Source organism: Francisella sp. LA112445 (genome assembly GCF_012224145.1).
Taxonomy (GTDB): Bacteria; Pseudomonadota; Gammaproteobacteria; order Francisellales; family Francisellaceae; genus Francisella.
Map to the genome: position 1 here is coordinate 23,373 of NZ_CP041030.1, position 12,534 is coordinate 35,906.

The window sequence follows — 12,534 nt, forward strand, 5'->3', positions numbered from 1 at the left end:
GAGTTTTCTTATATGACTAAATTTTTAATAGTTTTTATTACAGCGTTTTTTACTTACATAATTACTTCTTTAAAGATTAAAACAGATTATAAATATATTCGTGAACAAAAATGGTTAGATAAAGAACTGGAAACAATAGAGTCTTTATGGACAACGCTATCAGAAACTAAAACTAAAGTTATTAGATGTAAGTTACATTTAGAACAATTATTGTTTAAGTTAAGTGCTGAAGAGAAAAAGGAATATATACAAGAAGTTAATAAATTATTTATACGACAACAAGGGAATATTTATAATCTTGAATCTAATAGTTGTGAGCTTATTGCTTATATAGATGCTTATAACTCCTCTGCCGAACTTTATGATGCTTTAGATAAAAAATTAGTTTTTTTAAGGCCGTCTTTACAAACGTTATTTGCAAAAATTGAACAAAAAATTACTTTAATCATTGCATCTCAACAAGATATTATAAATTGTGACTTACCTGCTCTTGAAGAAGATATAAGTAGGCTAGAAAATGCTATAGATGAATTAAAGATAGATTTAACAAAGGTTATTCATCCTAGACAACCAAATACTTTTAAAAAGCAGATATATGCTGTTAAAAGAAGGCTTATAGAATATCTTGAATGTAATAAATCATAATATTTCGCCACTTACTACGTAAGTTTTAGCGACATACTTTTTTCATGGCAGAAAAAGTATGCAAAACTGCCTAGCACTACGCTAACGTAGCCTAAAATATCTACTATGTTTAAAAGTAGTACTTGATCAAAATAGCTTATTAATAAGCTATTTGCTAGATTCCGTGGTCAAGCCTGACGGAATGACGTACTACTTTTATATAGTTTTATTTCGAGTCATTTATTTTTGAGACTACTAACCCTAATGTGTAGAAATTCCCCTTCATGGTCACTGAGCGGAGTCGAAGTGTGATGGGGTGGATTGCGAAGCAAAACGGGATAATATTTAATCTGCTAGACTTCAAATATATTGGTGTTTTTATAAAATATGTTACTCTACTAGCAATGATATTTTTATCTCTGAAATGGATACTCAATGCAAGGTGGCAATTTTAAGAAATTCATTATAGTGCTTTTTGCATTTTTATGTTTTTCTACGCCGTTAGAAGCGATCACCAAACAAGAGGCTATGCAGAAATATTTAGAGTATAAAAAGCTTGCTGAGAAATATAAAAAATTAGCAGAGCAATCAGATGATACAGCCAAAGAAGAACAAGATAAAACAACTTCTACAACTAAAGATAATGTAGCAGATAAAACAGAGGCTAAAAAGGCCACTCAAACCACTCCAAAAGATAACACAGAAAAGAAAGAGGAAGCATCTTCTAAACCTAAGCAAGAAGCCTTAAAAGATGATAAAAAAGACACTAGTCCTTGGAAAGGTACATCTATCGGTTTAGGTGGAAGTATTGTTACAGGTAATAGTGCTACTACAAACTTAAATGTTGGAATAAATATTAATTATAATCCAACAGAGCAGTGGCAAAATAATTTACTCTTTAATTACTTATATAGCCATGATGATACAGTTTCTGATAAATCAGGGGTTAGAGTAAATAGGGCTCAGCTAAGCGCGAAAAGCTCATGGGATTATGATAAGAGAAATGGGGTATACGGTAATTTAAATGTACTACGTGATGAGTTAGATGTATTTAATTATGTCTTTATGGAATCTGCAGGTTATAAGAGAATTTTGTATAAAAATGATAATATGTCATTAAATGTAACAGCAGGACCAAGCTTAACACAAAGCCAACTTAACAGCACTGGTCAATTTACTAATGGTTTTGGTGCACAATCAGGTGTGCAATATGTATGGAACTTTACGAAAGATTCAAGTTTTAAAGAAGACTTTATAGTTAACTATGCTTATCAAAATAATAATACGGTCAATCCTAATGTATTTATCTATCAGAGTAATACTATATTATCCGCTAAATTATATAAAAACTTGAGTCTCCAGCTTCAGTTCCAACTAAATGGTACTAATGTAAGTCAACCAGGTAAGCTACCGATAACAACGATTACAACAACTGCACTAGCATATGAAATATAAAGGAGATAAATCCAGTACGAGGTTCTTATATGTAGTTAACTATACCTTAGTTATACGCACCAGCAGAATAGTGTAATTCATAACTATGGCTATAGATTTCTAAGATATTTCCAAATGGGTCTTCCATATAGATCATTCTATATGGTTTTTCACCAGGATAATAAAATCTAGGTTTAGCCATTCTACGTTTACCACCAGCATCAACTATTTTTTGAGCTAATCCTTCAACATCAGGATCTTGGACACAGAAGTGGAAAATACCTGTTTTCCAGTATTCAAAGTTATTCTTTGGATTTTCTTGGTTTTTAAACTCAAACAGCTCAACCCCAATACGATCACCAGTAGATAAATGAGCGATTCTAAATGATCCCCAGCCTGCGCCAAAAACATCAGTACACATTTCTCCAATAGCGCTGTCATCTTCAATGATTTCGGTAGGTTTCATAATCGTATACCAGCCTAAAACTTCAGTATAAAATTTAACAGCTGCCTCAAGATCTGGTACAGATATTCCAATGTGTGAGAAATTTCTTGGGTATGTGTTTTGCATTGTTTCTTCCTTTTTTAATTAGAGTCTTTAATTTATGTGATGATTATATTGTTTAAGTGTTATAATGTAAAATTATTAAAAATAATAGTTTTGATTATAAAAAATGATTAATAGTAAGTTTCTCAATACTTTCCTAAAGTTAGTTGAGGTTGGTCACTATACAAAGACTGCGAAGCTTCTAAATATGACTCAATCAGGAGTTAGCCAACATATAGACAAGCTCGAGCAAAGTATCGGCAAAACAATCATAAATAATACTGGTAAAAAGTTTGAGTTAACCCAAGCAGGGCATTTGCTTTATAAATATGCTGTAGATATAAGAGATAGAGAACAAGAGTTAGTATCAGAAATAGGGCATGACTATCCTTATGAAGGAGAGTGTAAATTTGGCTGCTCTGGAAGCATTTTAATACAGATATATAAGCCTTTTCTTGAGTACCAAACTAAACATCAAGATCTTAAGATATCACTAGAGTCTATACCAAACAAGAAAATTATAGATATGCTTAGTTCTAATGATATTGATATTGGTATAGTGACAAATAAACAAGACTCAGAACAGTTCACACAATTAAAGGTGGGTGTCCAAGAACTTGTAGTAGTGATCTCAAAAAGACAACAAGAGAAATCTTTAGAAGACATTATAAATACAGGATTTATTAATCATCCAGATGGGTTATATTACCTTGAGAAAATATTTAAAAATAACAACAAATCTCATAGTAGTTTAAAAGGTGTTAGAGAGACTGGTTATGTTAATCAGTTAAGTCAGATTTTATTACCGGTGTCTCTAGGTCTAGGCTTTACGATATTGCCTAGATTTACAGTAGAGAACTCAGAATATTCTGATAAGTTGAAAATTCTAGATTTAGAAGTTCCGACATATGAGAGCATATATGTTTTATATAAAAAATATAAAGATCTACCTGTTCGATACACTTGGTTTTTAGATCATTTGAAGAGTTTTTTGAAAAAATAATGGGTTATTCTAAACTATATTTGAATGAAGGGAGAAGAAAAGTAACTCCTAAATATTGAAAAGTACACTTTAAAGGAGTACTATATGGGTATAAATAAACTTTAAAAGTCTTATGAATACTAGAAAGGTTGAGATAAATAGTAAAGCTATTAAAGATATTAAACGTTTACCAAAACATATAGTAATCAACCTTAGAACATGGATAGCTACTGTTAGTAAGATTGGTTTGCTTCAAACAAGAAAATTAAAAGGCTACCATGATGAGCCTTTACATGGAGACAGAAAAGGGCAACGTTCAGTAAGGTTAAATAAAGCATATAGAGCAATTTATAAACAACATGATAATGGAAATATAGAATTAAACTATATTGAAGTCATAGAAGTTAATAAACACAAGTATTAAGGAGCTTATTATGAGTAAAGAAGCTTTAAATATATTAGATGATGTCTTGGGGGGTAAGCCTACATTTGGCGAAACTATAGCATCTTTACGTAAGTGTGGGGAGTTGACTCAGGTTGAGCTAGCCAAAAAATTAGGAGTATCTAAACAGTACTTATGTGATATAGAAAATAATAGAAAATCTGTAAGCGTAGATAAAGCTATAAAAATAGCTCAAGCTTTAGGGCAATCTAAAAGATTACTTGTAGAGTTGGCATTACAAGAAATGTTAAATAAGAATCATTTAAACTATTCAATATCACTGGCTTAATTTAATTTGATTAAAGCTAGAAAATATTCTAAGAAAATTATTTAATATACTTATTAAACCAAGCTATTTGTTTAGTAAGTATTTGCTGCAAGGGCTCACCTTCATAGCATTCATAGTGACTAACACCTTCTAGAACCATAAGCTCTTTAGGATCATTAGCTTTTTCATATAGGATATGAGACTCTTCTACAGGGTTTACAGAATCTGTATCTGAAGCAACTATTAATACAGGTATCTTTAAATCGCCTATATAGTTTTCAGGTTTGTGTGAGATAGTTTCATTAACTGTAAGGAATGGAATCTTAATATCAAAAGCATCATACTCTTTACTATATCTTTCATAGAAACCTAAAGATTGCTCATCTGTTAGAACCTTATGTAAAGGAACCATCATTTCCTTACCAGTTTTTTCTTTTTTAGCTAACATTTTATCGATCATTCCAAAGAACTTTTCTTTCTCTTCAGTAGACATCTCGCCTGTGATTACTCTTTCACCATTAGCAAAAGTTAGCTGTACAGATAGACATTTAACTAGATCATTTTGAGCTGCTGCAGTGATAGCATTTGCGCCACCATATGAAGTTCCCCATAGTCCGATCTTACTAGAGTCAACGAAGTCTAAGCTAGTAACATAGTCTATCGCTGAGTTGATATCTTCTATTTGTAATTTTGGTACTAATCTACCTCTTTCACCTTCACTCTCACCAAATCCTCTATAATCAAAGTTAAGAACTATATATCCTGCTTTAGCAAAAGCTTCAGCGTATGCTGGAAGTAGTACTTCTTTAAAACCAGCAAAACCATGACAAAGAACTATTGCTGGGTATTTGTTATTTTCGTTAAAGTTTTCAGGCTTGTATAGTAAAGCCGCGATATTTGAACCGTGAGATTTAAAACTTACTTTTTCCATATTCTTATCTATAAATTTGAGTTTTTGTATTTGATTTATTCTATCAGAAATTAAAAAGATGTACTTAGATTAGTAAATATTATTTTAATTTATTTTGAAAAATTAGATATATTAAGAAATTCTCATGATGAGATTGGTTATTTAATAGGTATCATAACTTCATTAGTGCGTAAGAATGGTATAGTCCAAGGTGGGTTATATCCCGCTGCTTCTGGTTGACCAGTGACTTGATAGTTATTAGATTTTATCCATGCTTTAAGCTTTTCGGTATTAGAATCTATAGAATCTTTGTCTAAGAATCCACTAAATGTAATGACAGCCATTTTTGTTTCAGGTTTTTCAACAAGCTTTACTCTGTTATTAGTTGGTTTTGGTGCGTTTTCTAGAGTATATTTAGCAGGTAATACAAAAGCTATAGTCCATATCTTATCATCGCCTTTTATCATAACAGGTGCTGTCATTTCTATATTTTGTGATGTTTGTTCTATTTTAACAGGTGCTGTCATTTGAATATCTTTCTTAGATATATTTGCTCCTGTTATATACTTAAACAGATAACCAAAGCCTCTATTTACAGCTGACTTATAATTTGGATCTTCTACTGTTACTTGAGCCTCTGTGAGAGGGGCATAAACTCTAACAGAGTAGTCCTTGTCTTTTTTAATATTTGTATATTTAGCTTGAGGAGTATCATTTATACCTAAAACACTACAAGATGATAATGCTAGAGCTGAGATTATTGAGAAAGATTTTTTTAACATATCTAGTACTCCTAGTTTTGTTGTAAAAGATATTTATAATAGTAATTATAGATCACAATATAGTATTACACAGTTAAAATTTTGTAAGGTTTAGTTTTTAGTAGTTACAAACATCACTAAAAATATATAAGGGATAAAAAATGAAAAGGTTGATTAAAGTACTAGTATTGTTTTCTATGCTACTAGGAGTTTGTTATGCTGGAGTTAATAAGCCACTTAATCTTTTGGTACAAAGAGCAGAACTAATGAAAGGTGTTGGGATATGTAAATCAAAGATTAAAGGATCTATTTACGATGCTAGTCAAGAGGTGCGTGTGCTACAAAATGCTGAAAAATTAGCAAAGCAAAATAAGCTAGAAAAGAATTCATTTTTAATATTTATTCAATTACAAATGGATTTATCAAAGCAGATAGAAAATTATTATCTAAATAACGCGACAAAACAGCAACTTGAGCAACAAGGTTCAGATTGTTTGACTAACTATCGCGATAAGATTAAGAAAGTTGATGAGCAACTATATCCAGCAATAAGTAAAAATATTACATCGATTCATAAAAATAAAAACCTAGAATCTCAGTTGAAAAAACTTGTCAAGAAGCAAGATCTTAAAGGGATTCCACAAGATCCTAAATATTTAGGTTTAATAGCTAATAGCTTACAAAATATCAAAAAAACTAACTAATTCTAGTACTATCTTTAATATTTCAATAACTACAAAATACTAACTTTAAAATATAGTTTACTATCGACACAAATTGAACTAATATATAGTTTCAACATCGATTAATCTTTTGAGAAACTCAATGAAAATAATGTTCTCAGCAGATGGTATCTCTAAATCAGACTTAGAGAAGACAGCATCTGTTTCAAAGCATGTTGACTGTGTCAAAATAGGTCATATTTTATGTTCGACACTATCATTTAAAGAAATTCATGAGCTAGTAGGAGATAAAGATATCTTCTTAGATTTTAAGTTTCATGATATTCCAAATACAGTTAAGACTGCGATAGAAAATTATTCAAAAGCTATTCCAAACTTTAAGTACTTTACTTTTCACGGTACTGCAAGTGATGAAATGGTCAAAGCAGCTCTTAATGCTGATACACAGGCTATTCCATTAGCAGTGATTACATTAAGTAGTGATGCAAACTTTGATAAAGCAGATAGCCTAGCTAAATTTGAAAGATGTGTGAATTTAGGTGTGGAAAACTTTATATGTCATCCACATTTAGTTACTGATGTTAGAGCTAAGTTTGGGGATAAAATCAAGTTATATGTCCCAGGTGTAAGGCTTGAGAGTGATTTAAGTGATGATCATTTTAATGCTTTGACACCTAAAAAAGCTAAAGAGCTTGGCGTTGACTATATCATAGTAGGTAGACCTCTTCTACGTGCTGAAAATATAGTTGAGAAGTTAAGGGAATTTAGCTTATAAAATTTTTAATCTACTATCTTTTTAACATGTTCAGCTGAGTCTGTTTTTGCTAATGATAGACGGATAATACTATTTTCTATAGCTTCTAAGCTATGCATAGTATTTGGCTCTAGGTAGACTAAATCACCAATTTTTAGATTATGTTTTTCCTCACCTATATAAAAGTTAAGATCTCCTTTAACTAACATGATAGTTATTGGGTGTGGAGCAGCATGCTCTTTCATTGTTATATCTTTGGGTATGCTCACTTGCATCTCTTTAGTCAGAGGTGTTTCTATTAGTTTTTTTATAATAACTTTATCTTGGTTAAAGTCAGCACCTTCAACAAAATTTATAAATTTTGCCATATCTATCTCCTTAGTAAATTATATTATGTATTTTAAATGCATAATATAAATATAGAATAAATACTATAACAAGTCAATGTCAGTTTTTGATAATACTATGCAAAGAGTTTATAAGATGTTAGAATTTCCAAAATGTTTTTGAGCTTTATTCTATGCGAAATCATAATCTAAAGAAAATCATAATATCACCGCCGTTTGGCAAATATCTTAAGTTTAGAGAAACTTCTAATGTCTATGGATCTTTTACAGTAAGTAGACGTTGGGGACTTATCAAACAAGCAATTAAAACTATTCGCAAGGTAGAGAAAAATGCTTGGCGTAATAAAATTGGTTTACGTAATCCTGGACTGGCAAATGCAAATCCACCTAAGAGAGCTCAGGATATAATATCATTAGCGGCACTAGAGATAGCAGACTGGCATAGCTTTGCAGAAACTTTAAAATTACCAAAGTTTGCTAATCATAAAAATATTGAGATAAATATAGGTTGCCCAAATGCTAGTATTGTCGATTTTCCAACTGAGCTAGCATCTTTATTTGAAGATAGAAATATCAGTATCAAAATGCCACCAACTGTAGATCATAATGCTAAGATTAGAGAGTACCTTGCAGTAGGTATTACAACTTTTCATTTATGTAATACTATACCTACAGATAAGGGCGGTATTTCAGGTTATCCGTTACATGAATATAGTTTGCCTGCTATCAAAAAAGCTAGAGAAGAGTTTGGTGATAGCATTACTATAATTGGTGGTGGTGGAGTTTATACTCTTGAAGATGCTAGAAAATATATAGATGCAGGAGCTGATCATTTATCGCTAAGTTCTATAATGTTTAATCCTATTAAAGGTAAAAAATTAGTTAAAGAGATTATTAAAAATTTTGGCTAAAGGATTCTTTTTTAACTAGGTTCTGTGCACAAAAAAAGCTAAATTAGATTGAAGATAGCTAAACCGTTGTTATTTAGAAGTTGAAAGACAATAAATACCAAGGGTTTAGCAAATGCATTATCATATAAAAGAAGTATTCTGGTCAAGTATTTTATTATTCTTAAAATCACAAAAAGGTATACATACCAATGATGAAGACAAATTAAGATTGTTTATTGAAGCAGTATTTTATGTATTACGTACAGGCTGCCAATGGAGAATGTTACCATTTTATTATGGTAAATATAGATCAATACATAAGCGTTTTAAGGATTGGAGTGATAAAGACATATTCTCTAAATTATTTAAGTCAGTGCAAAATCCTGATTTACAAGAAGTTATGCTTGACTCAACGATAGCAAGAGCACATGCCTGTGCTACAGGATATGACAAGAATGATAACCAAGCAATTGGTAGATCAGTTGGTGGAGTAACCACCAAGATTCATGCTATGACCGATGCTTTAGGCAACCCGCTGGAAGTATTACTGTCAGAAGGTAAAACTCATGATAGTAAAGTGGCAATAGACCTACTACAGAAGGTATATAATACAAAAGTTATCGCTGATAGAGCATATCACTCTAATGAAATTAGAGAACATATTCAAAATATATCCTCTGAAGCTGTTATTCCCTGCAAATCAAATACTATAAACCCTATAGATTTTGATATTCAAATATACAAAGAAAGACATTTGATTGAGAATTTCTTTTCTAAAATTAAGCATTTTAGAAGAGTATTTTCTAGGTTTGATAAAACCATTTCAGCATATCTGGGTATGATTAAATTAGCTTGTACTTTTATTTGGCTTCGATGAGAATTTATTTTTGTGCACAGAACCTATTACAACTATTTAATTAATTATCTTTATTGTAATAGCAGCGCGATGAACTATCTTATTACATTAATCTGACACTACATAAATAAAAACGTCCAAGCTGTCATTCTACGACTTGATCGTAGAATCTAATTTTAAAACTAATCATGAGTAGATCCTATGGTCAAGCCATAGGATTGTAAGTTAAATCTTCTTTATAATTTATGTTTAAGGAGTCAAACTAAAGTGTAAAACTTTAGTTATAACCTAAGCGACCGTCATAGGATAGATTTAAGCAATCGTTGTCATCAAGGTACTTAGGTTATCTCCTTAATACGTTTGAATAGTTGGATGGTCTATAACGACCGCTTACAATCGTAAACATAGAACAAATATACTAAGGAGATATTTAAAAATGTATCATAATTTCATAGGTATTGATATGTCAAAAAATGATTTTGTAGTAGCTATACATGGTAGTAAAAAAACTTTTAAATATCTTAATAATTCTAAAGGTTTTAATGATCTGTTAGAAAAACATCCTATACTTAAAGATAACAGTCTTGTGGTTCTAGAGACTACAGGAGGGTATGAAAAAGCTTTGCTTGAATATTTATTAGTTGAAAAAATTATAGTACATAGAGCTAATACTCGTGTTGTTAAACATTTTATTCGTTCAACTGGACAGTTAGCTAAATCAGATAATATTGATGCTATAGGTTTAGCTAGATATGGCTATGAAAGACATGCTCACCTCGATTGCTATAAACCTAATGAGAATAATCTTCAAAAGCTTGTAAAATATACACTTAGAAAGCAAGACCTTAAGAAACAATTAGCTGCTGAAAAGAACAGGATTCAAGCTCCAGATCAAGAGTGTACAAAAGAATCTCATCAAAGAGTAATAGAGTTCCTTGAACAAGAAATTGCTATTCTAGATAGCTTAATAGATAATCTTATAAAGGACTGTGAATATTTAACAAAAGCAAGAGACTTGTTAGTTAAAGAAGTTGCAGGTTTGGGAAAAGCTACTGCAGTATCATTACTTGCACTTATGCCTGAGCTAGACAATTTGAATCGTAAGCAAATAGCCTCTTTAGCTGGAGTCGCTCCCTATGCTTATGAAAGTGGTAAGAAGATTGGTTATAGGAAAACTTATGGTGGTAGAGCTGACTTAAAGCCAGTATTATTTATGTCTGCTATGACAGCTTCTAGGAGTAATGGAAAGCTTGGAACTTTTTACAATAAACTTGTCGAAAGTGGAAAAAAGAAGATGGTTGCTCTTATTGCTGTTATGAGAAAAATTATTGTTATAGCTAACGCTAAAATTAGAGATTTAAAAAGAGATTTGAAAATTTTATAAGCTATAATTATTAACATAGTTGATGACAGAACATTTTTTCAGAATACTTTTGGATTAGTAGTATTATGAACACTAGGCATCAATAACCTTTCTTTTTAAGTAGTAGCTTATCTGTATTTTTATATGATTGTGGAGCAAAATCTCCCATCCACTCTTTAACAGCTTTAAAATTCTCGATAAATGTTTGCTTATCTCCATCAGATACTTTTTCAGCATTAGAATTTACAAATTCCGCGAACTCGGCGATAGTTTGTTGTCTTTGTTTATCAGACATAATAATATCAGCATATAGTCCAGGACCTTGACTAAAAAGCCTTCCAACAATATTAAGCTCCATCTTATATACTGGGCTAGCTAGCTTTAGCATTTTTTGAATATCAACATTCTTATGCTTAAGAAACATTCCAAGACAATATACACTAAAATGCTCAATACCTTGGATAAAAGTCATAGCTTCATCATGCTCTTCGGCAGTCATTTTCTCCATACTAAAGCCAATCCTTGCTAGATCATCGATAAAATATTGATACTTATCTTGTTGCTTACCATCACAGACTACAATTACTTGATTATCTGGAGAGCTAATAGTTGGGCCAAAGATAGGGTGAAGACCAACAACTGGACCGTCATAATTTGCTAACATGCTATCTAGAGGCTCTTTTTTGATACTAGTATAGTCTGCTAAAATTGTTCCTTCAGAGAGGTAAGGGATAGTCTTTTTAATAATCTCATCTGTCATATATATTGGTACTGATAGTATTACAATATCTTGATTAGTAAGCTTTTGCTCAGGATTCTGCCAATCATTTTGACCAAAAATAGTTAGAGTATATTCAGGTAAAAACTTACTAAAGATATTTTGAGTCATCTGACCCATTTCACCATTACCACCAATTATACAAATTCTTTTTTGCATTTTTAAAATCCTTAATTTTAATTTTTTCGCTGCTTACTCTGTAAGCTATAGCGACATACTTTTTTCATGGCAGAAAAAGTATGCAAAACTGCCTAGCACTACGCTAACGTAATTCAAAATAAATAGAAAATAAAAAACTCACATTGTTCAAACAGTTTTATTTTCTTATTATTCATTTTTGAAATTACTAATCGCTAATGTGCATTTATTTTTCTACAAGAAGTAAGTCATCTATAGTTTTACTAATTACTAAATCTTAAAACTAAAAGTTACTGGTCCATCATTAGTTAGTGATACTTTCATATCAGCACCAAATATTCCAGATTGGACTTTTTCATATTTACTCTTGAAGATTTTCTGAAATTCTTCAAATTTACCTTTGGCAATATCAGGAGGGCAGCCGTCACTAAAACTAGGTCTATTACCATTACGAGTATTGGCAGCTAAAGTAAATTGCGGTACAAGAATTATCTCTCCTTGGATATCTCTAAGGGATAAGTTCATCTTACCAGCTTCATCTTCAAATATACGATATTTAAGGATTTTCTCAGCCATTTTCTCAAAGTTTTGGTGACTATCTTCTTTTTCAACACATACTAGGGCTAAGATACCTTTATTTATATCAGCAACTTTTTGCTGCTCTACAATTACATTTGCACAACTGACTCTTTGAATTATACTAAGCATTTTTAAAAATATTTGTCTTATAAACAGTTTTAGATTGTATCAAAAATAC

The 12,534-nt window shown here is 31.1% G+C and carries 15 protein-coding genes and 1 pseudogene; 10 read left to right on the top strand and 6 right to left on the bottom strand.

What is annotated here, in order from left to right; translation table 11 throughout:
* Window positions 1-12 precede the first annotated feature (12 nt).
* A complete protein-coding gene (locus FIP56_RS00105; RefSeq protein WP_192576980.1) occupies window positions 13-645 on the top strand; it encodes a hypothetical protein in 633 nt (210 codons plus the stop codon).
* A 414-nt stretch (window positions 646-1,059) separates the two neighbouring features.
* A complete protein-coding gene (locus tag FIP56_RS00110; protein WP_192576981.1) occupies window positions 1,060-2,079 on the top strand; it encodes a DUF481 domain-containing protein in 1,020 nt (339 codons plus the stop codon).
* 46 nt (window positions 2,080-2,125) lie between these two features.
* On the opposite strand, the gene FIP56_RS00115 is transcribed toward FIP56_RS00110, so the two are convergent.
* Window positions 2,126-2,629 carry a lactoylglutathione lyase family protein gene (locus tag FIP56_RS00115; RefSeq protein WP_192576982.1) on the bottom strand — a complete coding sequence of 168 codons (504 nt, stop codon included), beginning with the start codon at window positions 2,627-2,629 and terminating at the stop codon, window positions 2,126-2,128.
* 103 nt (window positions 2,630-2,732) lie between these two features.
* Between FIP56_RS00115 and FIP56_RS00120 the strand changes: the two genes are divergently transcribed.
* From FIP56_RS00120 to FIP56_RS00130, 3 genes are all read left to right on the top strand, one after another.
* Entirely contained in the window at window positions 2,733-3,608 is an 876-nt protein-coding gene (locus FIP56_RS00120; protein WP_192576983.1) for a LysR family transcriptional regulator, read from the top strand.
* A gap of 112 nt (window positions 3,609-3,720) precedes the next feature.
* Complete coding sequence (locus FIP56_RS00125; RefSeq protein ID WP_192576984.1) at window positions 3,721-4,011, top strand: type II toxin-antitoxin system mRNA interferase toxin, RelE/StbE family; 291 nt, start codon at window positions 3,721-3,723, stop codon at window positions 4,009-4,011.
* Window positions 4,012-4,021: 10 nt separating this feature from the next.
* Window positions 4,022-4,318, top strand: coding sequence for a helix-turn-helix transcriptional regulator (locus tag FIP56_RS00130; RefSeq protein ID WP_192576985.1), 297 nt, complete (start codon window positions 4,022-4,024; stop codon window positions 4,316-4,318).
* Window positions 4,319-4,355: 37 nt separating this feature from the next.
* On the opposite strand, the gene FIP56_RS00135 is transcribed toward FIP56_RS00130, so the two are convergent.
* The gene (locus tag FIP56_RS00135; protein ID WP_192576986.1) at window positions 4,356-5,228 is read right to left on the bottom strand and encodes an alpha/beta fold hydrolase; all 873 of its coding nucleotides are present in this window, start codon (window positions 5,226-5,228) and stop codon (window positions 4,356-4,358) included.
* 137 nt (window positions 5,229-5,365) lie between these two features.
* Complete coding sequence (locus tag FIP56_RS00140; RefSeq protein ID WP_192576987.1) at window positions 5,366-5,989, bottom strand: heme-binding protein; 624 nt, start codon at window positions 5,987-5,989, stop codon at window positions 5,366-5,368.
* A 140-nt stretch (window positions 5,990-6,129) separates the two neighbouring features.
* Here FIP56_RS00140 and FIP56_RS00145 point away from each other — a divergent pair, with 140 nt between their 5' ends.
* Both FIP56_RS00145 and pyrF read left to right on the top strand, forming a co-directional pair.
* On the top strand, window positions 6,130-6,672 hold the full coding sequence (locus FIP56_RS00145) for a chorismate mutase (protein WP_192576988.1): 543 nt from the start codon (window positions 6,130-6,132) through the stop codon (window positions 6,670-6,672).
* 121 nt (window positions 6,673-6,793) lie between these two features.
* Entirely contained in the window at window positions 6,794-7,426 is a 633-nt protein-coding gene (gene pyrF / locus FIP56_RS00150; RefSeq protein ID WP_209451845.1) for an orotidine-5'-phosphate decarboxylase, read from the top strand.
* Window positions 7,427-7,431: 5 nt separating this feature from the next.
* On the opposite strand, the gene FIP56_RS00155 is transcribed toward pyrF, so the two are convergent.
* On the bottom strand, window positions 7,432-7,773 hold the full coding sequence (locus tag FIP56_RS00155) for an AraC family ligand binding domain-containing protein (protein WP_192576989.1): 342 nt from the start codon (window positions 7,771-7,773) through the stop codon (window positions 7,432-7,434).
* A 152-nt stretch (window positions 7,774-7,925) separates the two neighbouring features.
* Here FIP56_RS00155 and FIP56_RS00160 point away from each other — a divergent pair.
* The 3 genes and pseudogenes from FIP56_RS00160 (at window position 7,926) to FIP56_RS00170 (ending at window position 10,882) form a co-directional block, all read left to right on the top strand.
* Window positions 7,926-8,710: pseudogene (locus FIP56_RS00160) on the top strand (diguanylate cyclase).
* A gap of 65 nt (window positions 8,711-8,775) precedes the next feature.
* The gene (locus tag FIP56_RS00165) at window positions 8,776-9,519 is read left to right on the top strand and encodes an IS5 family transposase (RefSeq protein ID WP_192576991.1); all 744 of its coding nucleotides are present in this window, start codon (window positions 8,776-8,778) and stop codon (window positions 9,517-9,519) included.
* Between the two features lie 415 nt (window positions 9,520-9,934).
* A complete protein-coding gene (locus tag FIP56_RS00170) occupies window positions 9,935-10,882 on the top strand; it encodes an IS110 family transposase (protein WP_192576992.1) in 948 nt (315 codons plus the stop codon).
* A gap of 79 nt (window positions 10,883-10,961) precedes the next feature.
* On the opposite strand, the gene tyrA is transcribed toward FIP56_RS00170, so the two are convergent.
* Window positions 10,962-11,798, bottom strand: a complete 837-nt coding sequence (tyrA, locus tag FIP56_RS00175; protein ID WP_192576993.1) for a bifunctional chorismate mutase/prephenate dehydrogenase — start codon at window positions 11,796-11,798, stop codon at window positions 10,962-10,964.
* Window positions 11,799-12,047: 249 nt separating this feature from the next.
* Window positions 12,048-12,485: a D-aminoacyl-tRNA deacylase gene (gene dtd / locus FIP56_RS00180; RefSeq protein WP_192576994.1), complete on the bottom strand. Its 438-nt coding sequence runs from the start codon at window positions 12,483-12,485 to the stop codon at window positions 12,048-12,050.
* Window positions 12,486-12,534: the final 49 nt, after the last annotated feature.

Excerpts from the sequence above, each read along its gene's own strand:
- FIP56_RS00105 (WP_192576980.1), top strand. The coding sequence starts at position 13 with ATGACTAAATTTTTAATAGTTTTTATTACAGCGTTTTTTACTTACATA.
- FIP56_RS00110 (WP_192576981.1), top strand. The coding sequence starts at position 1,060 with ATGCAAGGTGGCAATTTTAAGAAATTCATTATAGTGCTTTTTGCATTT.
- FIP56_RS00115 (WP_192576982.1), bottom strand. The coding sequence starts at position 2,629 with ATGCAAAACACATACCCAAGAAATTTCTCACACATTGGAATATCTGTA.
- FIP56_RS00120 (WP_192576983.1), top strand. The coding sequence starts at position 2,733 with ATGATTAATAGTAAGTTTCTCAATACTTTCCTAAAGTTAGTTGAGGTT.
- FIP56_RS00125 (WP_192576984.1), top strand. The coding sequence starts at position 3,721 with ATGAATACTAGAAAGGTTGAGATAAATAGTAAAGCTATTAAAGATATT.
- FIP56_RS00130 (WP_192576985.1), top strand. The coding sequence starts at position 4,022 with ATGAGTAAAGAAGCTTTAAATATATTAGATGATGTCTTGGGGGGTAAG.
- FIP56_RS00135 (WP_192576986.1), bottom strand. The coding sequence starts at position 5,228 with ATGGAAAAAGTAAGTTTTAAATCTCACGGTTCAAATATCGCGGCTTTA.
- FIP56_RS00140 (WP_192576987.1), bottom strand. The coding sequence starts at position 5,989 with ATGTTAAAAAAATCTTTCTCAATAATCTCAGCTCTAGCATTATCATCT.
- FIP56_RS00145 (WP_192576988.1), top strand. The coding sequence starts at position 6,130 with ATGAAAAGGTTGATTAAAGTACTAGTATTGTTTTCTATGCTACTAGGA.
- pyrF (WP_209451845.1), top strand. The coding sequence starts at position 6,794 with ATGAAAATAATGTTCTCAGCAGATGGTATCTCTAAATCAGACTTAGAG.
- FIP56_RS00155 (WP_192576989.1), bottom strand. The coding sequence starts at position 7,773 with ATGGCAAAATTTATAAATTTTGTTGAAGGTGCTGACTTTAACCAAGAT.
- FIP56_RS00165 (WP_192576991.1), top strand. The coding sequence starts at position 8,776 with ATGCATTATCATATAAAAGAAGTATTCTGGTCAAGTATTTTATTATTC.
- FIP56_RS00170 (WP_192576992.1), top strand. The coding sequence starts at position 9,935 with ATGTATCATAATTTCATAGGTATTGATATGTCAAAAAATGATTTTGTA.
- tyrA (WP_192576993.1), bottom strand. The coding sequence starts at position 11,798 with ATGCAAAAAAGAATTTGTATAATTGGTGGTAATGGTGAAATGGGTCAG.
- dtd (WP_192576994.1), bottom strand. The coding sequence starts at position 12,485 with ATGCTTAGTATAATTCAAAGAGTCAGTTGTGCAAATGTAATTGTAGAG.